Origin of the sequence: Roseomonas rosulenta, from assembly GCF_016106005.1 — a bacterium.
Taxonomy (GTDB): Bacteria; Pseudomonadota; Alphaproteobacteria; order Acetobacterales; family Acetobacteraceae; genus Neoroseomonas; species Neoroseomonas rosulenta.
In genome coordinates this window covers 1-2,259 of record NZ_JACADR010000451.1, presented here as the reverse complement: position 1 = coordinate 2,259, position 2,259 = coordinate 1, and the positions used below count along the sequence as shown (strand labels likewise).

Here is a 2,259-nt window from a genome sequence, read left to right as displayed (position 1 = left end):
GGTGGGCAGCGCGCCGTAGCCGCCGACCGGCGGCGGCGGTCGTTGCCCGGCGGGTGCCGCAGGCTGCGGCCGGGACGGCGCGGGCCCGCCCGGACCGCGCACCACCGTGCGGTCGCTGTCGTCCGGTTCGGCGAAGGGATTGTCGCTCATCGCGCGCGGTCCTTCGGGTCAGTCAGGGAAGAGAGGGTCACGCCGCGCCGGCCACCTGCCGCTGCGTCGGGGAGGTGCCGGGCGGCGGCGCGGGTCGGCGTCATCCGCGGATCGCCCAGAGTTCGAGCTTGAGGTTCGGGAAGTCGCCCGAGACATGGATCGCGAAGGCGCCGGAATTCTGCATTTGCGCCCAGTGCGGGCTGCCGCGGTCCAGCTCGAAATACACCGCCGCCGAGTGGAACGGGATCTGCCGGGGTGCCACCGGTAGCGGGCGCACCTGGATGCCCGGCAGTGCGACGTTGACCAGCTCGCGGATGTGCTCGACGGCGCCGATCCTGACCTGGTTGGGGAAGACGCGGCGCAGCTGCTCGGTCGGCATGTCGGCCTGCACCGTGAGCACGAACTGGCTGGCGCGCAGCAGGTTGCGGTCCACGATGGGGCCGACGCGCACGCCGTACTGGCGGTCCTGCAGCGGGATCGAGACGGCATTGGTCTCGAGCACCATCGACAGGGACCGCCGCAGGTCGGCCACCACGGGCGCGAAGGAGCGCTGCAAATCCTCGTGCCGATAGGCCGGGTAGGTCGCAGCCATGCGCTTGGGGTCGGTGAAGGTCGCGAGCTCGCCCGCCAGCTGCACCAGCGCGGCATAGAGTGATTCGGGGTGGACGTTGCCGGCATCGGCCCAATGCGCGAGCAGCGGCTGCCAGCGGTTCACCGCCTGCAGCAGCAGGAAGTCCGCCACTTCCGCGACACCGCGCGCGCCGGGCTGCGACAGCCGCGCGCCCAGCGCCTCGGCGCGCTGGCCGAGCATGCCCACCAGCTCGCCCACCAGGTTGCCCAGCGGCGGCGAGGCCGAGACGCGCAGGCAGGGCGGGATGAAGCGGTCATCCACCACCACGCGGCGATCGGCCTGCACCTCGACCACGCGGGTCAGCCCGATCGTGGAGAAGCCCGCGCGTTCCTCGGTCTCGAGCATGAAGCGCAGGCGCGGGCGGCCGACCTGGAGCTCGGCCGGCACGGTGGCGTCGGAATGCGTGTCGAAGGCCTCGAAGCCGCGCATGCCGTAGCGCGCGGCGGCCATCTCCGGGCCTTCGGAGAAGGCGATCTCGGGACTGCCGGGCTGGCGCACCGGCAGCGCGAGGTAGACCACGCAGTTGCGCGTGCCCTCCGGCAGGTCGAGCGGCGGGGGCTGGTCCGCATGGCCGGGCACCGAGAAGGCGGTGCCGTCCTCCATGATGCCGGTGGCCGAGGCGATGGCGAACTTGCCCGCCGCGAGCAGGTCGCGGTCGAGCGAGAGCTCCGTGATGCCCCAGGGATGCGGGCGCAGCGGCGCCGCGCGCGCCTGCAGCATCCATTCGAAATGCCGGTCCTGCTGCTGGAAGTGCTGCGCACGGAGGAACATCCCCTCCTGCCAGACAACCTTGTCGTGCCACAGCATCCGCGAAGTGCTCCCCTGCCCCCGGCCCCTAGCGGTCCTTGCGCGACGCCTGTTCGTAGGCGCGCGCGAATTCCTTGCCGAAGGCGCTGTCGAAATCGTCGTCGAATTGTTCGGTGACCTGCTGGTGGAGCCGCTTGTAGGCCTCCCACAGCTTCTTGTCCTTGCTGGCGAACAGCCCGCCGCCGCCGCCCTCCTGGGATTCCAGCCCCTCGGGCGCGAGCCGGGCGAGCAGCGCGCGCGCCGCGGCCTGGGTGGCGGCGAGGGTGGCGACCTGGTGGGCCGTCAGGTCCTCGACCGTCTCGCGAACCGCGCGGGGGCCGACCTGCGGGCCGGCGGTGAGCAGCGCGGCCAGAGCCTGCTCGTCCGAGGCGGCGAACTTCACCGGGTTGTTCCCGGCCGATCGCAGCATGGTCTGCTCGATGCGGAATTCCCGCTTCACGTCGGCGCGCGCGATCAGCAGCTGCCGCAGGCCGGAGACCGCGGCATGGAAGGCGGCGCCGAGCGCGCGCAGCGCCGCATCCGGGTCGGCATTGCCCGCAAGGTTGGCCGGCAGACCGGCACCGGCCAGGAAGGCGGCGAGCCCCGCCTCCCCGCCGCCGCCATGCATGGCGGGCGCGGACGGTGCGGCCGTGGCGGGGACCGGCGGTGGGGCGCGCGGGGCCGGCGGCGGT

2 protein-coding genes are annotated in these 2,259 nt (G+C 73.0%); both read right to left on the bottom strand.

Translation table 11 applies throughout. The features are described 5' to 3' along the window. Positions 1-250: 250 nt before the first annotated feature. Positions 251-1,588 (bottom strand): type VI secretion system baseplate subunit TssK, encoded by a 1,338-nt coding sequence (gene tssK, locus HW578_RS25675; RefSeq protein ID WP_198373549.1) that lies wholly within the window; start codon positions 1,586-1,588, stop codon positions 251-253. Positions 1,589-1,616: 28 nt separating this feature from the next. Beyond that, on the bottom strand, positions 1,617-2,259 hold a 643-nt coding region (gene tagH, locus HW578_RS25670), incomplete at its 5' end, for a type VI secretion system-associated FHA domain protein TagH (protein WP_198373548.1).